Source organism: Banduia mediterranea (assembly GCF_031846245.1).
Classification (GTDB): domain Bacteria; phylum Pseudomonadota; class Gammaproteobacteria; order Nevskiales; family Nevskiaceae; genus Banduia; species Banduia mediterranea.
Genome location: NZ_JAVRIC010000010.1, coordinates 73183 through 93202, shown reverse-complemented (window position 1 = coordinate 93202; position 20020 = coordinate 73183). Strand labels below are relative to the sequence as shown.

16 protein-coding genes, 1 tRNA gene and 3 pseudogenes are annotated in these 20020 nt (G+C 63.6%); 11 read left to right on the top strand and 9 right to left on the bottom strand.

The genetic code is table 11. The features are described 5' to 3' along the window. Positions 1-59 precede the first annotated feature (59 nt). Both RM530_RS08970 and RM530_RS08965 read right to left on the bottom strand, forming a co-directional pair. Positions 60-1289, bottom strand: a complete 1230-nt coding sequence (locus RM530_RS08970) for a P-II family nitrogen regulator (protein WP_311364883.1) — start codon at positions 1287-1289, stop codon at positions 60-62. Further along, entirely contained in the window at positions 1286-3184 is a 1899-nt protein-coding gene (locus tag RM530_RS08965; protein ID WP_311364882.1) for a DUF1538 domain-containing protein, read from the bottom strand. The genes RM530_RS08970 and RM530_RS08965 overlap by 4 nt, the downstream gene beginning before the upstream one ends. Positions 3185-3712: 528 nt before the next feature. Between RM530_RS08965 and RM530_RS08960 the strand changes: the two genes are divergently transcribed. From RM530_RS08960 to RM530_RS08950, 3 genes are read left to right on the top strand one after another with little or no spacing between them, the layout of a single operon-like run. Further along, on the top strand, positions 3713-3943 hold the full coding sequence (locus RM530_RS08960; protein ID WP_311364881.1) for a DUF4266 domain-containing protein: 231 nt from the start codon (positions 3713-3715) through the stop codon (positions 3941-3943). After that, the gene (locus RM530_RS08955; protein ID WP_311364880.1) at positions 3934-5235 is read left to right on the top strand and encodes a DUF3570 domain-containing protein; all 1302 of its coding nucleotides are present in this window, start codon (positions 3934-3936) and stop codon (positions 5233-5235) included. Before RM530_RS08960 ends, RM530_RS08955 begins: the two co-directional genes overlap by 10 nt. Then, complete coding sequence (locus RM530_RS08950) at positions 5229-6122, top strand: FAD:protein FMN transferase (RefSeq protein ID WP_311364879.1); 894 nt, start codon at positions 5229-5231, stop codon at positions 6120-6122. Before RM530_RS08955 ends, RM530_RS08950 begins: the two co-directional genes overlap by 7 nt. A 290-nt stretch (positions 6123-6412) precedes the next feature. On the opposite strand, the gene RM530_RS08945 is transcribed toward RM530_RS08950, so the two are convergent. Then, positions 6413-8008, bottom strand: a complete 1596-nt coding sequence (locus tag RM530_RS08945) for a hypothetical protein (protein ID WP_311364878.1) — start codon at positions 8006-8008, stop codon at positions 6413-6415. 3 nt (positions 8009-8011) lie between these two features. Then, on the bottom strand, positions 8012-8758 hold the full coding sequence (locus RM530_RS08940; protein WP_311364877.1) for a hypothetical protein: 747 nt from the start codon (positions 8756-8758) through the stop codon (positions 8012-8014). A 683-nt stretch (positions 8759-9441) separates the two neighbouring features. Between RM530_RS08940 and RM530_RS08935 the strand changes: the two genes are divergently transcribed. Beyond that, positions 9442-11307, top strand: coding sequence for a DUF885 domain-containing protein (locus RM530_RS08935; protein WP_311364876.1), 1866 nt, complete (start codon positions 9442-9444; stop codon positions 11305-11307). A gap of 176 nt (positions 11308-11483) precedes the next feature. Beyond that, positions 11484-12347, top strand: coding sequence for a MipA/OmpV family protein (locus RM530_RS08930; RefSeq protein ID WP_311364875.1), 864 nt, complete (start codon positions 11484-11486; stop codon positions 12345-12347). Between the two features lie 18 nt (positions 12348-12365). Here RM530_RS08930 and RM530_RS08925 read toward each other — a convergent pair whose 3' ends face one another. Then, positions 12366-12851: a c-type cytochrome gene (locus RM530_RS08925; RefSeq protein ID WP_311364874.1), complete on the bottom strand. Its 486-nt coding sequence runs from the start codon at positions 12849-12851 to the stop codon at positions 12366-12368. Between the two features lie 193 nt (positions 12852-13044). Between RM530_RS08925 and RM530_RS18700 the strand changes: the two are divergent. Then, positions 13045-13889: pseudogene (locus RM530_RS18700) on the top strand (DUF817 domain-containing protein). A gap of 87 nt (positions 13890-13976) precedes the next feature. Here the strand turns inward: RM530_RS18700 and RM530_RS08910 are convergent. After that, on the bottom strand, positions 13977-14162 hold the full coding sequence (locus tag RM530_RS08910; RefSeq protein ID WP_311364871.1) for a hypothetical protein: 186 nt from the start codon (positions 14160-14162) through the stop codon (positions 13977-13979). Next, entirely contained in the window at positions 14159-14443 is a 285-nt protein-coding gene (locus tag RM530_RS08905) for a hypothetical protein (RefSeq protein ID WP_311364870.1), read from the bottom strand. Before RM530_RS08905 ends, RM530_RS08910 begins: the two co-directional genes overlap by 4 nt. A 220-nt stretch (positions 14444-14663) precedes the next feature. Between RM530_RS08905 and RM530_RS08900 the strand changes: the two genes are divergently transcribed. Together RM530_RS08900 and RM530_RS08895 are read left to right on the top strand one after the other, a co-directional pair. Beyond that, positions 14664-14737: transfer RNA gene (locus RM530_RS08900), tRNA-Gly, on the top strand. A gap of 238 nt (positions 14738-14975) precedes the next feature. Continuing rightward, a pseudogene (locus RM530_RS08895) lies at positions 14976-15478 on the top strand (tyrosine-type recombinase/integrase); the annotation flags it as partial. Positions 15479-15648: 170 nt separating this feature from the next. Here the strand turns inward: RM530_RS08895 and RM530_RS08890 are convergent. Both RM530_RS08890 and RM530_RS08885 read right to left on the bottom strand, forming a co-directional pair. After that, positions 15649-15938, bottom strand: a pseudogene (locus tag RM530_RS08890) (transposase); the annotation flags it as partial. A 276-nt stretch (positions 15939-16214) separates the two neighbouring features. After that, positions 16215-16835, bottom strand: coding sequence for a TetR/AcrR family transcriptional regulator (locus tag RM530_RS08885; protein WP_311364869.1), 621 nt, complete (start codon positions 16833-16835; stop codon positions 16215-16217). Between the two features lie 322 nt (positions 16836-17157). Here RM530_RS08885 and RM530_RS08880 point away from each other — a divergent pair, with 322 nt between their 5' ends. The 3 genes from RM530_RS08880 to RM530_RS08870 all read left to right on the top strand — a co-directional run bounded on the left by RM530_RS08880 (position 17158) and on the right by RM530_RS08870 (position 20018). Continuing rightward, on the top strand, positions 17158-19428 hold the full coding sequence (locus RM530_RS08880) for an acyl-CoA dehydrogenase (RefSeq protein WP_311364868.1): 2271 nt from the start codon (positions 17158-17160) through the stop codon (positions 19426-19428). 108 nt (positions 19429-19536) lie between these two features. Next, positions 19537-19707, top strand: a complete 171-nt coding sequence (locus RM530_RS08875; RefSeq protein ID WP_311364867.1) for a CoA transferase — start codon at positions 19537-19539, stop codon at positions 19705-19707. Continuing rightward, complete coding sequence (locus RM530_RS08870) at positions 19704-20018, top strand: hypothetical protein (protein WP_311364866.1); 315 nt, start codon at positions 19704-19706, stop codon at positions 20016-20018. Before RM530_RS08875 ends, RM530_RS08870 begins: the two co-directional genes overlap by 4 nt. The last annotated feature ends 2 nt before the right edge of the window (positions 20019-20020 follow it).

Sequence of the window (20020 nt, the reverse complement as noted above, 5' to 3'; positions counted from 1 at the left end):
ACTGCCGATGTCTGCGTGGTGACATCGCATCCGCCGGCGCCGTTACGGCGCGGCCGATTTCAGCGTTCGTGCAAAACCGGGATGCCCCGATAGGTCCTGCCGGGCGCGGCGCTGCGGGCCGCCTGTGCCCGGTAGGTCAGCACGCGCGTGACCGGCTGCGCGAACAGGCAGGCTTCCGAAATCCCTTCGGCTTCGGCCTTCTCCATCACCGCCTTGAGAATCTCACCGGCCTGCTCGCTCGGCATCACGGTCTGCACCCAGCTGCGTTCGCGATTGAGCCGGCGCCCCATCGTCACTTTCGATTCGGCTTCGACGAAACGCGCGGACATGATGTTGGCGCCGACCGCGCCGGCGGACAAGGCGGCATCGAGCAGCATCTGCGTGTGTGCCTCGCCGACGATGAAGGTGAGCCGGGTATGCGCCTCGGCGGCCTCCGCCGTGTCCTCACCTTCCAGACCAAGCCCGGCGGCGCGGCCGCCGCTGCCGAGGCGCACGATGTTGCGGCGCCGCCAATCGGTGTGCCCCATCAGGCCGTCGATCGCGGAAATGACCTGCTGCATGTCCGCCGCGTAGTTGCGGCTGCCGATGCGACTGGCGAGATTGACGATGCCTTTCTGTACCGGCATGCGGTAGAGATAGCCGCGTCCCGGCATGTCCAGACGGCCGGCGATGCGGATCGCCTCGACGATGGCATCGGCATCCGCGTTGTCCACGATCAGGGTCATCACTTCCTTGGTGCGCTTCTTGGTGATGCGCAGCCAGCCCAGCCGATCCCGCAGGCCGCGTCCCTCGCAGTAGAAGATCACCGGACCGTGCGCACCGGCCTGCACCGCGGCGCGCGATACCGTCTCGGTCTGTTCCGGCTGCAGGATGCAGGAGATCGCGGACAGATTCTCGCGCAGGGAAAGCGTCGCGTCGGTACCCGGCTCGTCGGTGTCCAATCCGGCCCAGATCGGAAAATCCGGCGTGTGATAGAGGTCGTCGCAGGGCACCGAGTACACGGCGCCGGCGCCGGGATATCGCAGCCCGCCAGCATCGGCGATGTCCCGGATCACGCCGTCCACCTGAGCGTCCGGCACCAGAAATCGCAGGATTTCCTTTTCGGGACTGATCAGCGGCAGGAAGCGCTGCATCCATTGGTCACGGATCAGCGTGCCGCGCGCATTGGTCACGAAGGCGTTGCGTTCCCCAGAGGCGAACAGGCGCTCGATCACCGGCTTGGCGCTGGCCGGCGGCAGAATCGCCGCGACCACGGAAACCTTGTGCAAGACCTGGAAATGCGTGCTCATGGCACCGCTCCCACGCCGCGACCGGACAGGCCCTGCTCCACTCGGCGTGCGCGCGACACGATCAGACCCACCGTCAACACGGTGATGATCGGCCCGACCGAGGCCAGGGCGAGTACGCCGAATCCATCGATCACTCCCGGCACGTTGGCGCCGATACCCAGGCCCATCGCCAGCACCAGCGGCACGGTGATCGGCCCGGTGGTCACGCCCGCGCTGTCCCAGCCGAAATTGACGAACTCCTCGCTGGAAATCGCCGTGAGCGCCAACAGCAGCAGATACGGCGGAATCAGCAGGTATTCCAGCGGGATGTTGAAGGCGATCTTGATCACGCCGACGGCGATGCCGGCCCCTACGCCCAGCGCCACCGACTGCATCAGCAGCGATTTCTTGAAGGCGCCGACGGTGATCTTCTCCACCGTACCGCCCAGGGCGTTGAGCGCCGGTTCCGCCAAAGTAGCGCCGTAACCGAGGAAGAAGCCGAAGATCGCGGCGATCAGCTTGCCGGCCACCTCGGACTCGAACAGCGGCTCGCGCAGGCCCTCGGCGCCCCAGGGCGTGAGCGTGGCAAAGCTCAGCGGCACATTGCTGCCCAGCTGGGTGCCGAGCGGCGTCAGCCCCAGCGTGATCCCCAACATGAACAGGCTCATGCCGACCAGCGAAAAGGCGATGCCGATGAAGATCTCGTCACGGTTGCGCAGCCGCTCGGGCAGTACCAGACGCAGCGTGATCAGCAGGAAGATGCACAGCGGCACGATCGCGCGCAATGCGGAAATCGAACCCTGATGCAGTTCGCGCGCAAAATCCACGCTGGGGTCCCAGGTCGCGCGCGAGACCACATTGGCCTGCAGCAGTTGCCGTTTCTCCAGCACCAGTGTGGCGTCATCGAGCACGATCCGTCCGTCCACCAACATCGATTCCCCACCTTCGAAGCGGAACCGATAGTCGCTCGGCGGCACGCCGTTCTTGAGGAACTTCTGGAACTCGTCCTTGCTGAATCCGGTGGGCTCGGTCGCCGAACCAGCCGCCGGCGCTTCGGCGCGTTGCACCGTCGCGACGGCAACCGTGCCGGTGTAATTCGGCTGACCGTAGTAGTCGTCCTGCTGCACGTGCCACATGCCGAGCAACAGTACTGCCAACACCGGAAACAACGAGGCCAGGGTGACGATGCCGAAACCGGCGTTGCCGCTGTCGCCGTCGCCCACGATGCGGCACACGCCGATGCCCAGTGCCAGCACCAGCGGCACCGTGACCGGTCCGGTGGTGACGGCCCCACAGTCCCAGGCCAGGCCCAGCACCGGTTGCAGCACATCGCTGTAGTGCGCATAGACCGTCAAGGCACACATCAACGCGACCAGCGGCAGCACCAGGGTCTTGAGCGACCAGCCGAGGAAGAAACGCAGGATGCCGAGCAGCACCGCCACGCCGACGCCGATACCGACCACGGCGACGAGCTGGCTGGCGAAGTCATTGAGCAGGCTGTAGAGCAGCGGCGCCTGATCGGGCTGCACACCGGCGCCGGCGCTGCGCAGCACCGCGATGGCCGGCTCGGCGAAGGTCGCGCCCAGGCCCAGCAGGAAGGCAAAGCCGAGAATCACGATCAGCGAGGAATTGCGCGGCAGCACCGCGCCGATGGTTTCGCCCAGCGGCATCAAGCCCAGGCGCAGCCCTTCCATGAAGAACATCAGCCCCAGCGCGACGATGCCGATACCCACGCCGATCATCAGCGCATGCACGATCGGCAGGCCCAGCACCAGAATCTGGAACAGCAGCAGATAGGCCACGATGAACCAGATCGCGCGCAGCTGCTCGAACAGATTTTCGTAGAAGTACGGCGCCAGAATCTTCAGCGTATCGCCGAAGCTCAGGCGCACTCGCCCCTGTGCACTGCCGCTCATGCGCATCCCCGCCCAGACCCGGTTTTGACCCCAAAAGGCGCGGCGCGTCGAACCCGACCGCGCCGGCATTGCCTCGCTCGAACAGATTGTCTAGCGAGCATTGTGCCGTTTCTGGAACCTGGCGGCGGTCTGGCTGCCTGTCGGACTCAGGATGATCGACTGCGACTTCGACCCTGCGGCTGAAAATTCCGGACGCCCTCGTTGAATAATTCCCGATATTCGCCTCGGTCTCCCGAAATTTTCATCTCACAGGACCAAGCCCTCGCTACGACCCTCTGAGTCCGACAGGCTGCCAGTAGTTCACCCACTTGATAATTGCGTCGCGACGACTGCAAAGCCTGTTCGCATTTTTTGCGGGATTGCGCGTGTAGACCCTCGCCAGGATCGCATAAATCTTATGCAGAAACGAGTCTAATTCTTTTGTTTTCAAAAGGATGTAAAAATACTCCTTGGTTTTGACCGTGGCCGGCACGGACGATGCGCGTTTCCTCGGATCACTCTTCACTCACACAATGCCCGAGTCCAGGAATGCTTCGAACAAAGCCCGTATTGATCACCGCCATCCTGCTGGGCAGCCTCAGCCTCGGCGCTTGCAGCCACCTCGGCGCCAAGCCCTGGGAGCGCAGCGTGCTGGCCCGCCCCGACATGCAGGCGAGCGCCGACCCGGTTCAGGCCGGCCTGGACGACCACGTCTACTTCAGCAAGGAAGCCAGCAGCGGCGGACGCGGCTTCGGCGGTGGAGGTTGCGGATGCAACTGACGCCGGAGGACAAGCGGCGCGCACTGGCAGCCGCGACGCTGACGCTGCTGGGCGGCGGCCTGCCGTCCGCGCAGGCCGAGGACAAGACCTGGGATATCGACACGGCGGTGATGGTCTATGCCGAAAGCGACAACCGGGTTCAGGCCGTGGAACCGGTGCTCAAGGGCACGCTGAACCTCGGTGCGGAACGCTACTTCACCGCCAAGCTGGTCGTTGACACGCTGACCGGCGCATCCCCGAACGGGGCGACGCCAGCCTCGACCCCGCAGACCTTCGCGGGCCCCAGCCCCTATACGGCGGACCCGAACGAAACGCCGCTGGACGACCGCTTCCGCGATACGCGCTTCCAGGGCCTCGTCGACTACCAGTTTCCGCTGAGCGATGTGGATACCCTGGGATTCGGCGTCAACGCCGGTACCGAATACGACTTCGTGTCCCTGGGGGGGAACCTGCGCTACGCGCGTGACCTGTTCCAGCACAACACCACACTCAGCGCCGGCCTGAACTTCGAGTCCGACAGCATCGATCCAGTCGGCGGCATCCCGATCCCCCTGGCCGTGATGCGAGTCGCGAGCGACTCGGACGACGACGACGGCATCGACGACGATATGAACGGCTGGCGCGACGGCAGCTCGGACTCCAAGACCGTCACCGACGTAGTGCTGGGCTGGACTCAGGTGATCGATCCGAAAAGCCTGTTCCAGATGAACTACTCGCTGAGTGCCTCCAGCGGCTATCAGAACGACCCGTACAAGGTGCTGAGCGTGGTCGGCGCAGATGGCGAGCCGCTGCGTTACGTCTACGAGGCGCGACCGGACAGCCGCAGCAAGAACGCGCTGTTCATGAGCTACAAGCGCTTCGTGTTCGACCGCGACGTCACCGAGATTTCATATCGCTACATGACCGACGACTGGGGCATCGATTCACACACCGTGGATTTGAGCTATCGCTGGTACTTCGGCACGGCGCATTATCTGGAACCCCACTTGCGCTGGTATTCACAGACCGCAGCGGACTTCTATCATGTGGCCCTCGACGACGGAGAGGAAACCCTGGTGAGCGAAGCCAGCGCCGACACCCGACTGGCCGAATTCGATGCCGTGACCGCCGGAATCAAGATCGGCAGCGCCGTGCCCGGACGCGGCAACTGGAGCCTGCGCCTCGAGTACTACCAGCAGAGCCCCAAGCTCGGCGGCGTGCCCACGCAGGCTGCGGACGGGCTGTCGAAGTTCGACCTGCAGCCCGAGTTGTCGGCGGTGATGCTGACGATGGGGTATCGCTTCACGTGGTAGCGGCGCGTCCGGTCACGGTCGCCTCCCTGCCCGGCGGCGGCCATGCCGGGCGCTTCACCGCCATGGCCGCTCCCTGCGAGGTGCTGGTGGACGGTGTTTGCGCACAGGAAGTGCGGCGGCTCACGCGCATCGTCGCAAGGGAAGTCTGGCGCATCGAACGGCACTGGAGCCGCTATCGCGACGACAACATCGTCCACCGCATCAACACCGCCAGCGGCCGGCCGGTGACGGTGGACGAGGAGACCGCCCGCTTTCTCGACTACGCCCAGCAGCTCTACGCGATCAGCGACGGACGTTTCGATCTCAGCTCCGGTGTATTGCGCCGGGTCTGGCGCTTCGATGGCTCCGACCGCGTGCCCACGGCCGAGCAGATCGCGGAGGTCCTGCCGCTGGTGGGCTGGCACCGCGTCCGCTGGAAGCCGCCGGTGCTGACGATGCCGGCCGGCATGGAAATCGACTTCGGCGGAATCGGCAAGGAATACGCCGTGGACCGCGCCCTGCGTCTCGTGGTGCAACAAACCAAGGCGCCCGTCCTGGTCAATTGCGGCGGCGATCTCGCCGTCAGCGGTGCACGCGCCGATGGCTCGGCCTGGCAGGTGGGCGTGGAAACGCCCGAGTCAGGCCCCGCGCCCGTCATCGGGCTCCCGGCCGGCGCCATCGCATCCAGCGGCGACACCCACCGTTTCCTGCTCAAGGACGGCGTGCGCTATCCCCATGTTCTGGATCCGCGCACCGGCCAGGCCGTGCTCGGCGGTCCGCGCACAATCAGCGTGCGCGCGGCAAGCTGCACCGAAGCCGGCGTGCTGGCTACCCTGGCGCTGCTGCACGGCGCGCAGGCGCAGGCATATCTGCGCGACAGCGCGGCGGACGCCCGGGTCTGGTGGTAAGCGCAGCGTTCCGCGACTACGGCACGGACACGCAGTTGCGGGTATGGGCCGGCGCGCAGTCATCGATGATCGGAACACGCACACCGCCGATCATAAGGTCGGGCCAAGGGGGCGGATGGGTTCCGACAGCACCGTCGACTGTGACTGCGCCATGGACATTCCCGGACCCGGCGCCTGGGCGAGCGCCGCCTGTTCAGTTGAGCGCGAACAGTACTCCGGACCGGTCGCGGGCGACGAGCCCGCCGGCGCGTTCGCGCGCTGCCACGGGGCGCGGAGCCGGCGGACCACCGCTACTCGAAGAGCGAGTACTGCCCGCCGTTGGCGAGGCAGGCCTGTTTCACGTCGTCCGGCTGGGACATCGGACTGAAGGTGGTCTGCTTGCCGACGGCGCTCTGCATGCTGCAGCTCGGTCCGCTCCGGTCACAGCCGCCCGAGACGATTTGATTGCCGCCCTGGCCGCATTGCGCGCGGAACGCTTCGAACCTGCTGCGGCTGTTGATCGTGTAGTCGACGCAGATGAAGGCCCGTGGGTCGTAGCAGCTGAACCCGAACACGCCAGTGTCATTGCCACCGCCACTACCGCCGCTGCTCGACGGCATCGACGACTGGAATTGCTGCTGCATGCCGCGGCCCAGTGCGCTCACAACGCCCTCGCCGCTCTCGACGTTGCGCGCAACGTTGACGGCTGCGTTGGCGGCCTGCTCCGGGCTGATCAAACCCTGCTGCGCCAGCACGGAACCGCTGGCGACGGCCGCCACCCCCGCCAGCCAGCCGGCATTGCTCCGCGACTCCTGCTCACGCTGCTGCTGGGCGAGCACTCGCTGCTGTTCGCGCTCCCAGTCGCCGATCGCGACTTCGATTCGTTCATCCTGCTGGCGCAGTGCCGCCAGCGTGCCGACGTGCGCCTGTGTGCGAGCCCGTGCGGCCTGGGCCGTGCCGGGTGGCGTCAGCAATTCCCCGTTGTACCAGTCCACGCAAAGACGACTGCGCGCGCTTTCGACCTCGGATGCGAAATCCAGCAGGGACCGGTTCGGCAGGGAGTAGCAGCCCGTCCCTTCCAGGGAACAGGCACAGGCTTTGTCGGCCTCCATGTATCGACGTTGCATGACGTCCAGCGCAGCCTTCAGGGCGATCTCGTCGCGCGCGGCGAAGACATTGTCCAGCGTGACGTCCTTGCTCGCGGCCACGTCCAGCCCGCTGGCGGGCAGCGCGGCTGCAACCGGCGCTGACGACGGCGACGCCTCGGAGTGGCCCATCAGCGCGTCCAGGGACATGCCGGATGCGGGCGCCGTCGCGGCGTCCTTGAGCGGCGGCTCCTGTGCTTCGAGCAGGGCATCCAGCGACAGACTCACCGTGTTCGTGGGCAGCGCTCGCGGCCAGGTCTTGAACCAGCTTTCGATGCACTCGTAGCGCTCCTCGCAGAAGCGCTCGACTTTCTGATAGTCCGCCAGACTGATCGGATGACCGTCCTCACGGACCTGGACGCGCACGTGTTCGCACATCCAGTCCTGGCACTGGAGATGAATGTCGTCATTGCGACCGACGTAGCGACGCAGGCCACTGACGGCTTCGGCGTCCATGTCCAGCACCTGGTATTCCTCGACCACGGCGGCCAGCGGCGCATCATCCGGCAGGGTTCTCACGGTCTGACAGAACGGTGAATTTTCGTTGAGCCAGTCGCGCGCACCCGAAAGCATGTCCGGCAGAGCGTCCACCATGTAGCCATGGCAGGCGCTGCGGATTACACCATCCAGCTGGGTTTCGAACTCGTCGAGCGTCGGTTCCTGCGCGAACAGCGGTGTGGTGGCAAGCGAGACCACCAAGGCTGCGAACCAGTAACGGGGCCGAGCGCGGCGCGGCGCTCTCCGTTCGTTCGAAGTGGTCATGTTTTACAGTTCGGATTCGGCCTGATTGACCAGATCGAGCGCCGTCGAATAGTGACGGGCGCCGCTGCCCTGCTCGCCGATGTAGCGATACAGCCGTTTCATCGCAGCCTGCGGCTGGCCGGTCCTGAGCAAGGCTTCGCCATAGAAGAAGTCCAGCGAGGGATCCTTGTCCACGTTCAGGCCTTCGAGCTTGGCGAAGACTCCCAGCGCCTCCTGGTAGCGCTGCTCCTTCAGAAACGTGCTCAAGGACACCATGTATTTGTCGCGCAGCACCTCTGGCGGCAGCGAGGCTTCCATTGCTACGACCGCCTGCTTCCGCCGGGCCTGCGATTCCTGCATGGCCAACAGTTTGGACGTCAGTGCTGGCGCCTGAAGGCGTTCTGGAATCTTCGCGAGCACTTGCTCGCAGTGCCTGACCTCGTCGCCACTCAGGCAGGCATTCGCCTCGGTCTTGAGCGAATCCGGATAAGCAGAAATATCGGACGTCGCGACGATCGGCTTCACCTCCGGATACTTCGCGAATACGGCGGATGCCTGGACCTTGGACAAGTTCAGCTCGGCAACCTCGCTTCCAAGCGGCGGATTGTAGACATCCCAGTAGAGGTGGCTGCCGGGCTCGCCGGGCGAAACCGTCCGGTTCAGGGACTCGCCATTGCTGCTTTTGAACACGAAGCTGTTGCTCTGGTGGGGAATCAGTTCGAACGCAACGACCTGCTCCTCCTCCAGTTCTGCGACCTTGGTGTCGTTCAAGACAACAGTCAGGGTCGTATCGTCTTTCAGCATGCTGGCCCAAACGCTGACGAACACGATGGATGGGTCTTGCTCTATGAGCTCGGCGTCCTCGGGCAGGCTGTCCGGCGCATACGTCGCACACGCCGAAAGCGCCAAGCCAAACAAAGGAAATGCTTTCCGAATTCCAATCATTACGCCCCCGAATATCGTTTGTATTCAAACGTCTGAAATTGGTGCGGGCGTGTCACCGGCGGACCCGACCTATCGCATCGCCCTGACCGTACACCCGCTGTCCCGCCGTCTGCCTGCCCCAGACAACGAGATGGCACTGCGATGATCCAGAACGGGTCGGGCCGCACAACGCGGTCTGGATATGACCGGTTGCCAAGACGAGTGGAAGATGCCCCCGAACAGTCGTTCCGTTCCCCGATTCTACTGATCGCTCACCGAGCGTCCAGCAGGTTCGCCGCTTCAGACGCGGCAGGATGCACGCCACCCCGATACGTCGTCCGCCGCAAACTCACCGGAATCCGGCCCCACGTGCGGGCAGGATCCCCTGATGTTCATCTGACGGAAGGAGTCGATTGGCGGATTTCAGGACGCCATTCGAGCGGGCCTGTATTCTCGATTCCCGACCCGGCCTGCGACCGAACTGCGTTGTCGATCATCAGGCTCTGATATCCCATTCTCAGGAGACCCCAATGCGCTCTGCCCTGCGCCCCGCCGTCTCGGCCTGCCTGTTCGCCCTGCTGCTGGGCGCCTGCGCGACGCTGCCCCAGCCTCTGGACGCCCCGGAAACCGATACCGCCGAAATGGCGATGAGCGAGTCCGATCGCATCAACGCCTGGTTCGACGAGAAGTACGAGGAATCGCTGCAGTTCAGCCCGATGTCGCTGACCTTCCTCGGCCGCAAGGACCAGTACGACAAGTTGGATGACCTCTCGATCGAAGCCGAAGACGAGCAGCTGGCCTGGACCAAGGCGAGCGTGGAAGAAATGGAATCCAGCTTCGATTACGCGAAGCTGGGCGAGGAAGCCAAGACGTCCTACGATCTGTGGAAGTACCAATATGAGATCGCCGCGGCCGGCGTGCCGTTCCGCAACAACGGCTACGTCTTCGAGCAGATGAACGGCGCGCAGTCGTTCCTGCCGACCTTTCTGATCAACTTCCACAAGGTCGAAGACGAATCCGACATGGAGGCCTACATCGCCCGTGTTCGCGAGGTGCCGCGCGCGCTTGAGCAGTTGCTGGATCGGGCCAAGATCGCGGCGGACGCCGGCATCCGGCCGCCGCGCTTCGCCTACGAGGGCGTGATCGACCAGTCGAAGAAGGTGATCGGCGGCGCACCGTTTAGCGAAGGCGAGGATTCCTCGATCTGGGCCGACATGCAGTCCGAGATCGACACCCTGGTCGAGAACGAGGTGATCTCCGCGGAGCGTGCCAGCGAACTCAAGGCCGAATCGAAGACCGCGCTGATGGAAGCGTTCCTGCCGGCTTACGAAGAACTGATCGCCTGGATCGACAGCGAACTGCCGAAGACCCTGGTCAATCCGGCCGGCATCGGCACCACGCAGACCAACGGCAAGGCCTATTACAACTACCTGCTCAAGCGCACCACCACCACCGAGCTGACGGCCGAGGAGATTCACCAGATCGGCCTGAGCGAGGTCAAGCGTCTGCGCGGTGAGATGATCGCGCTGAAGGACCGCGTGGGCTTCGACGGCGATCTCGAAGCCTTCTTCAAGTTCCTCGATACCGATCCGCGCTTCCGATATCCGAATACCGACGAGGGCCGTCAGGCCTATCTCGACGCCGCCACGGCCGCCATCGAGAACATCAAGAAGGAACTGCCGAACTACTTCGGCACGCTACCCAAGGCGGACCTCGTGGTGAAGCGCGTGGAAGCCTTCCGCGAACAGGACGGCGCCGCCCAGCACTACTTCCCGGGCACCCCCGACGGCTCGCGCCCTGGCGTGTACTACGCGCACCTGTCGGACATGAACGCCATGCCGAAGACCGAGCTGGAGGACATCGCCTATCACGAAGGCATCCCCGGCCATCACATGCAGATCTCGATCGCGCAGGAGCTGACCACGCTGCCGCAGTTCCGCACCCAGATCAGCTTCACCGCCTATGTGGAAGGCTGGGGCCTGTATGCCGAGTGGCTGGCCAAGGAGATGCCGAACACCTTCGTCGATCCGTATTCCGAATTCGGGCAGCTCAGCGGTGAGATCTGGCGTGCCGTGCGCCTGGTCGTGGACACCGGCCTGCATGCCAAGGGCTGGACCGAGCAACAGGCCGTCGACTACTTCAACACCAACACCTCGATTTCCGAAACCGCCGTACGCTCCGAGATCCAGCGCTATCTGGTGATTCCGGGACAGGCCACGGCCTACAAGATCGGCATGCTCAAGATTCAGGAACTGCGCCGCAAGGCCGAAGCGGCGCTCGGCGACAAGTTCGACATTCGCGGTTTCCACGACACCGTGCTGGGCGGCGGCGCCCTACCGCTGGAAATGCTGGAAGCGCGTGTGGACCGCTGGATCGCGGAGCAGCAGAAGCTGTAATTTCCCGGCAGCTTTGGATGTCCCGTCGCCCCGGTGCGTTCAGCGTGCCGGGGCGATTTCGTTTCGGCAGCTCTACATCAGCTGCGGAGCAGCGGGCACACGCCCTACACTTCGACGCCATTCACCCACGCTGCGATCCCGGCGTGTACCCTGATCCAAGTTCTGCGAGTTCCTTCATGAGCTTCAATCGCACCGCCGCCTGCCTGATCGTCGCGTTGCTTTCGACGGCGCCGGCGCACGCACAGTCCTCGGGCATTCCGGACATCCAGGCCGACGACCCGCAGCGCCCCAAGTGGGAAGCCGGCGTGGCCGGGGTGGCGCTGACCACGCCTGACTACCCCGCGTCGGACCACTATCAGCGGTTGGCCCTGCCGGCACCGTACTTCGTCTATCACGGCCGCGTGTTCCGTTCCGACGAGCAGGGTTCGCGGCTGCGGCGTGCACTCACACCGAACATCGAGCTGTCGATGAGTGGCGGCGGGGCACTGTCGACCGACTCCAGCGACACCGAAGCGCGCGAAGGTATGCCGGACCTCGACTACCTGCTGGAGCTGGGGCCCAACCTGAAGATGAGCTTCGAGGCTCCTGGCGCCGAATCGCAGTTCGTCATCAAGCTGCCGATACGTGGTGTGATCTCGGTGGACAGCTCCGGCGCGGATTGGCGCGGAGCGCTGTTCGCGCCCGAATTCGCGTATCAGGAACGGCGCCTGATGAATACTCCGCTGTCGCTGCGCGTCTCACTGGGGCTCGAATATTCGAGCACCTTGCTGCAACGCTATTTCTACGAAGTGGAACCGCGGTATGAGACCGCCGACCGCCCCGCCTACCAGGCCGATTCCGGGCTGCTCGACGCCTCGCTCGGCGCACGCCTGAGTCTGCCGCTGAGCCCGAACGTCCGAGGTTTCGTGGCCCTGCGCTATTACCGCTATGGCGGTGCCGCCAACGAAGACAGTCCGCTGTTTCGCGATGACGACGGCTACACCGCGGTGATCGGCTTTTCCTGGACGCTGCTACGTTCGCGCGAACGTGCCGCTGACTGAGCGTTTGCGATGTGTCCGCTACCTCGGCGGCAGGTCGTAGCGTTCGTTGACAAGCACATCCATGCGGTCGGTCAGCCGGCGTGCCGCCTTCACCGTCTCGATGTCGATCGGCTCGTAGCCGGGTGCCGGCGTGTTGAGTTCCTCGGCGATGAATCGGATCACCGCCACGATCTGCTGATCGTCGAAGCGCGGGCCGAAGCGCGGCATCATTCCGTAGTAGAACTGATCGCCCACCATGACCTCGCCATACGGCCCGAACACGATCGCATGCGCGACGTACAGCTTTCCCTCCGGCAGCGCGAACCATTCGGACATGCCGGTCAGCGGCGGAAAGCCGTTGCTGCCATCACCGCGTCCGCGACCGTCCGGCATGTGGCATTCGGCGCAGCGATCCATGTAAATGCGTCGCCCATCGCGTTCCTCGTAGACCCGTTCATAGCCGCGATCCACCTGCGCCGATAGCGCCGGCGGCAACATCAGCGCCAACAGAACGGACGAGAGCATCATTCCGGCGCGGCTGGGCGTTCGTGCACCGTGCATCGGTGCTCGACTATGGACCGTCGAATGCATGCTGGGGCCTCCGTGCGCCTGGGGGCGTGACGGGACGCAAGGTTCACGCCCGGATGAGCCCTCGCACGCGCCCTGGGCTGATACCGCTTCTGACACACTGCGAACCTGATCGCCGATCCGTAAGTTGATGCTCGCCGCCTTCGACCGACTGCTGCAGGAGCCCCCGGGCGTCACCGAGCAATCGGGCTGGCGACTGAGACTCCTGGAACTGCTCTGGTTCGGCCTGAAGGAAGCGCGCGCCTGCCTGTTTGCGGGCATCATCTTCGCCGCCATTCTGCTGATGCCTCGCAACGGAATCGCCGGACTGCCACGCTACGACCTGCTGCTGTTGATCGCCGTGCTCAGCCAGGCTTGGTTGCTGCGGTACAAGATCGAAACCTGGGACGAGTTCAAGACGATTCTGGTATTCCACTCCCTAGGCTTTGCGCTGGAGGCGTTCAAGATATCGGAGGCGATCGGCTCGTGGCGCTACCCCGAGTTTGCCTACACCAAGCTGATGGGCGTCCCGCTGTTCTCGGGCTTCATGTACGCCGCCGTGGGCAGCTACATGATCCAGGCGTGGCGGCTGCTGAATCTTACGTGTCGAGCATCATCCGCCGTACTGGATGAGCTGGGCGGGTGTCGGTGACGATCTACATCAACTTCTTTTCGCACCATTTCATTCCGGACCTGCGCGTTGCGCTGGCCGCCCTGGCGCTGGGTCTCTACGCGCGCTGCACCGTGGTGTTCCGCCCACTGCGACGCGAGCGACGCATGCCGTGGGTCCTGGCACTGGTCCTGATCGGCTTCTTTCTGTGGCTGGCCGAAAATTTCGGAACCCTGTTCGGGGTGTGGCAATGCCCGAACCAGTTCGGCGCCTGGGCCACGGTACATGTCGGCAAGTGGGGCGCCTGGTCGCTGCTGGTGATGATGAGCTTCTCGATCGTCGCCAACCTCAAGTACATCAAGGCGCCAATCCGCCTGGCGCCCTGATCTTCGCGATGATCCGACCCGCGCCTGCTGATTACGGCTGAGTTCAGCCTGCGGTCTCATCCTTTTTGGGAAGATCATCGGCAATGTTCATCCACGGAACATGCGAATCGTAGAAGACGTGCACCTGCGGTCGCTGGGCGCGCGAATCGGCGCATCGGTCACAGTGCTGTCGATCCGCAGCCTGTCGCTGCGCTCCACCCGGTCGGCGCAGGCTTGCCGCAACAGGTGCTGGTTGATCCGCTCCCAGGTCATATCCGAGATTTGACTGATCACGCTCTGCAGCGCGGCTTTATCGAATCCAGCAGGCAGAACGCCAGATCCTCATAGGTGAGCTGGCGGTACTGCTTGAGAATCGCACAGCGCAACGCTGATTCGCAGCTCAGGCCCCGGCGCCCCGCCCCCAGGGCCTCGCCCGACTTCAGGTCCGCGGCTACCCGGGCCAGCACCTCCGGATGGGCATCCAGCCAGGTCGACATGGCCTGCAACTCCAGGCCAATCTCGTGCTCGGCGCAGCGTTCGAATATACTGGTCTGGACCTTGCGTTCCATGCGCATCAGTCACCCAGTTTTTGTTGGAAAATCAATGTGTTAACGACTATGATTTTACCAGCTTAACGGGGGTTTCTTATCGCCGATTGTCGGAAAACGACAGTCATATCAAAATGTTAGAGTTTATGGGTGGACACTAGATAAGCCTGTTGCCCCACTCCCCAAAGGGAACGTATTCATTCCCCACAGGGAATTCGTGCGTCTCTCCGATGGGTTTTTCCTCGGTGCGGGTGTAGCTCAATGGTAGAGCTCGTGCTTCCCAAGCATGTGACGAGGGTTCGATTCCCTTCACCCGCTCCACCGCATCAATCTGCGGACTTCTGTAGAAGTCCAAGAGGGTCTGGAAGTCGTTTATACACAAAGACTTTTCATCTCTTTGATGTTCTGCCGAGGTCCACTGCGATCCACCTACAGCCGGAACTTTCAAGTCCACAAACAAGTCCATTTTTGCGGGCGCGGCTGATTCCGGATTGTTGATGGAGGAGCGAGGTCGACGTGACCAGCATCTGGTTCCTGACTCAGGTTCAGGAGCAAGAGCATGGCTCTCTCAGACCTGGCCGTTCGACAGGCCAAGGCAACTGGCAAGGCATACACCCTCCCTGACTTGGATGGCCTCGCCCTGGTCGTCACGGCTGCGGGGTGCAGGACTTGGCACTTCCGCTACTACTGGGCTGGCAAGCAGAAGCGGATGTCGCTCGGCACCTACCCGGAGGTGACGCTTCGCGAGGCCCGCAGCCTGCGCGATGAAGCGCGCCCTGCTGGCCAAAGGCATCAATCCTCGCGTTCACCGCAAGCAGAAGCGCACCGATGTCCGGCTCGCCGACGAAAAACACCTTCGATGCGGTGTATCGCAAGTGGCTCAAGCATCGCGGGCTCAGCCTCAAGGAAGGCCGGCAGACGACCCTCTCGATACTTCCGCGCAACTTCGACAAGGATGTGCTACCGGCCTTGGGCAAGCGGTCGGTCTATGAAATCAAGCGTCCCGACCTCTTGGAGGTGATCGCCAGGATCGAGAAGCGCAAGGCGCTCTCCGTCGCCGAGCCCGGATGTTTCATAAACCGCCCCGCTCGGCACCCTCCGCCAGCTGACCGGCGCTCGACCGAGCCGATTTCTGCGCCAGTCCGATCCAACGAAGTGCTGCCGACGGTCATGATCGCGGGTCTTGGGTGCTTCGAGCACGCGCCGAGTGCTGTTTCCCCGGCTTGCGCGCAGGCGAGGAACCCGTGGTCGGACGTGTGATCGCTGCCGAGGTCGTTTTTGATCGCCTTGATGAAGTTCTCGTCCTGACCCCGCGCGCAATACAAATCCCGGTACAGCACTCCGGTGCCGGACCGGTGATCAAGGTCACGACGAAGCGCGGGTTATCGCCCAGGCTCGTGACCTCGGCCTTGAACACCACTCGCCACGCGCGCGACCAGAAGTCGGCCTGGTAGTCGACATCCTCGTACAGACGCGTCGCGGCTGGCTCGGCCTGAGCGAAGCGGCGCGCACCGTAAAGCCGGCGATGGAGGGAAAACGCAGCTGGGTCCGGGACTGATTCACTGGCGGTCTCGTCCATGCTTCGTCCGAAGCGTTATTTGAATAATTCAAGTTATATCAAATGGATAAACGATATTCACCCGCTTTATGAAAAATTCGGGGGTAGTAGTCCTCCCATTGAGAAGACTACGGATATGAGGTGTGAGCCGAATCGATGGGTGCCCCCTTCTCCCGGAGGGAGAGGGAGAAAATCGTTCTTGGCAATACCCGCAATTGTCAAGTGGGTGGACTACTAGCACTACGCCGGCTTGCTGATCGCGCGCCACACCATTTCGAACAGCACGTTCGCCTGCGGCGTCAGCGGCTCGCACATGCCGCGCTGCACGTACATCTGTACCAGACGGACCAGCACACCGAGCATGTAGTCGAGCAGGATCTTCTCGTCGACGGCGTCGGTGAGCACGCCCTTGGCGCGGCCCTCGGCCAAGACCTTCATGAAGGCGCCGAACAGTTCCGGATTCTGATAGTTGCGGGTCTGCTGCCAGGTATTGATGTAGACCGAACTGAGGATGATCTGCACGACCTTGGGATTCTTCTCGAAGAAATCCAGGGTCACCCAGAACACCTTGCGCAAACGCTCCTTGTAGTCCTCGATACCCTGCAGATGGTCGAGCATGCGCAGCGTCAGCCGATCGAGCCAGGTATCCAGACTGGAGAACAGCAGCGCTTCCTTGCTGCCGTAGTACTTGTAGATCGTCTGCAACGACACATTCGCGCCGCGCGCGATCTCGATCAGGCCCACGCGGTGGAATTCGCGTTCCGAAAAGATGTCGAGCACCGCCTGTTCGATGCGCTGCCGGGTCTGCGGGTCCAAGCGCCCGAGTTCCGGTGGGATGTCAATCGGCTCATTGCTGCTCATCGCGTATTCCTTCGGAAGGGACTGATTCCTGAACCTTTTATTAACATACGGCAGCGTATTGCGGCTGTCGCCAATGGCAGCGTATAGTCTGATGCAATGCAGCATCCGAGACGCGGCCATCAGCGACGCACGATTCAGGGGCCGGGCTCGCCACCGGGTGGCGACACCCAAGGAGCTTGAGGATGCATCTTCAAACGCCCGCTGTTATTCCGGGGCTGAGCCCCGAATCACGCCAGCGCCGCGCCGGACCGGCTGATTCCGTCGTCAGGCCGCAAGGTCCGGCCGCGAGTCTGCGGCGATCGCCCAATGTCACGAGGTTCCCATGTTCAAAGCTCTGATGCACTGGATGAAGGCGGCCAAGATCCTGCCGCGCATTTCCGAAACCGAAAAGATGGCGCTGGAAGCGGGTGACGTCTGGATCGACGGCCAGTTGTTCTCCGGCAAGCTGGATTTCAAGGACATTCTGAAGCAGCCCTACGCCACGTTGCCGCCCGAGGAGCAGGCGTTCGTCGACGGCCCCTGCAACGAGCTGCTGCGGATGTGTGACTTCTACGAGATCGCGAAGACTCGCAAGGTGCCCGACGAAGTCATGGACTTCATCAAGTCCAAGGGCTTCATGAGCCTGCTGATTCCCAAGCAGTACGGCGGGCTCGATTTCTCCACCCAGGGCATCTCCTCGGTGTTGCTCAAGCTGCAGACCGCCTCGCAGCCGGTCGGCACCATGGTGGTGATTCCGAACTCGCTCGGCGCCGCCGAGCTGATCAAGCACTACGGCAGCCAGGAACAGAAGGAGCATTATCTGCCGCGCCTGGCGACGGGCGAATACGTGCCCTGCTTCGGGCTGACCGAGCCCACCGCCGGCTCCGATGCCGCCTCGATCAAAGCCGAAGGCATCCTGTTCAAGGATGCGGATGGCGACATCAAGATTCGCCTGAACTTCCGCAAGCGCTACATCACGCTGGCGCCGATCGCCACGCTGGTGACCCTGGCCTGCCGCCTGCGCGACCCAGAAGGTTTGCTCGGTGGAAACGAGGACTGCGGGATCAATACCGTGTTGATCCACAAGGACACGCCGGGCTTCGAAAGCGGCAACCACCATCTGCCGATCGGCGAGACCTTCTACAACGGCCCACTGGTCGGCAAGGACGTGGTCATCCCGATCGACAACATCATCGGCGGACGCGAGAAGATCGGCCAGGGCTGGGGCATGTTGATGACCCAGCTCGCCGGCGGCCGTGCGATTTCGCTGCCGGCCGGCGCGGTCGGCGGCATGATCGCCACTTCCGCCGTCACCGGTGCCTACTCGATGGTGCGCCAGCAGTTCAACCTGCCGATCGGCCGCATGGAAGGCGTCGAGGACAAGGTCGGCAAGATCGCCGCCATCGCTTACATGTGCGAAGGCGCGCGCGTGTTCACCTGCTCGGCCATCGACAATGGCACCAGCCCGCCGGTCGCCGCCGCGGCGCTCAAGGCCTACACCACCGACCTCGCCCGCGAACTGATCAGTGACGGCATGGATGTGTACTCGGGCGCCGGCGTCATTCAGGGGCCGAACAACATTCTCGGTCGCGCCTATACCAGCGTGCCGGTGGGTATCACCGTGGAAGGCGCCAACATCATGACGCGCACCCTGCTGGTGTTCGGCCAGGGTGCCACGCGCTGTCACCCGTATGCGCTCAAGATCGTGCACGCGGTGGACAATGATGACGGTGCTGCCTTCCGCAACAGTCTGCTGGCCTGGATCGCTTCGTTCTTCGTCGGTATCGGACGCGCCGGGCTGTATGGCATCAGCCGCGGCTGGCTGGCCGGATCGCCAGTGTCGGGTCCGACCGCGCGCTATTACCGCCGTTTCGCCTGGAGTGCGGCGCGCTTCTCGATGCTGGCCAATATCGCGCTGTTCGCCCTGGGCGCCAAGCTCAAGGCGCGCGGCAAGCTGTCAGGCCGGTTCGCCGACGTCATCGCCTACTCGCTGCTCGGCATTGCCGCGCTACGCCGCTACGAGGCCGAGGGCCGGCGCGAGGAAGATCTGCCCCTGGTCCAGTACGGCTGCGAGTTCGCGCTGGCGCAGATCCAAAGCGCCTACGAGGGCATCTTTGAAAACTTCGACGGCCTCATCGGTACGCTGATGCGGGTGTTTCTGCTGCCGTGGGCACGCATCAATCCGATGGGCAGGCACCCGTCCGATGCGCGGTCCCACGCCGCCGCACTGACGATCCAGACCTACAACGACCAGTACCAGCGGCTCGCCAAGGGCGTGTTCCTGTCGGACGATGAAACCGTCGGGGTCGGGCGGCTCATCAAAGCCTTCCGCCTGGTCAGCCGCGCCCATGTTGCCGCAGAGAAGATCATCAAGGCACAGAAGGCCGAGAAGCTCCCACGCGGTCCGCTACCGGCCGATCTGGCGGAGGAAGCGGCCAAGGCCGGGATCATCGATGCCGGCGAAGTCAGCCACCTCAAGTTTGCGCTCGACGCACGGCTCGACGCCATCGAAGTCGACGAATTCACGCCGGAGCAGTATTTCATCAAGCTCGACGAACAGGGTCATCAGCTGGCCGAGGAGCCGCCTCCCCTGAAACGGACCGCTGGCGTCTGAGCGGAGCCGGATCACATCCGAGGTTTCACCAATTACCCGCCCCGGCGGGTAATTTCCTTTGGCGGCTACGCAAGCTTCAATACCGCACCACCGACACCGGAATTCCCGATGAGCAACCCACTTCTGGATGGCGTGCGCGTGCTCGATCTGAGGCGCCTGTTGCCTGGCCCATTCTGCACCCTTTATCTGGCGCAGCTCGGCACCGAGGTCACGAAGATCGAAGGCCCGAATGGCGGCGACAGCCTGCGCGGCTGTCCGCCGAGTTGTTCGAACTGGTGAACTGCGGCAAACGATCGCTGACGCTGGACCCGCACCGCGCCGGGCACATCGAGGGACTCCCTCGAAAGAACCATGCACGCCGATGTCGTGATCGAATCGTTCCGGTCGGGCGTGCTGGCGCGGGCCGGCCCGGACGTGAAGCGGCTGCGGTACTGGAACTCGAGGAATCGCTGCGCGACCCGCGAGTGCGTGCATGCGGCCTGGTCGACGATGTCGGCGGCAAGCCCGCCTTTCACTACCCGGTGCGCCTCGACGACGCCTGGCGCCCCTCACTGGCGCCAGCGCCAAGGCTCGGACAGCCACAATCCTGAAC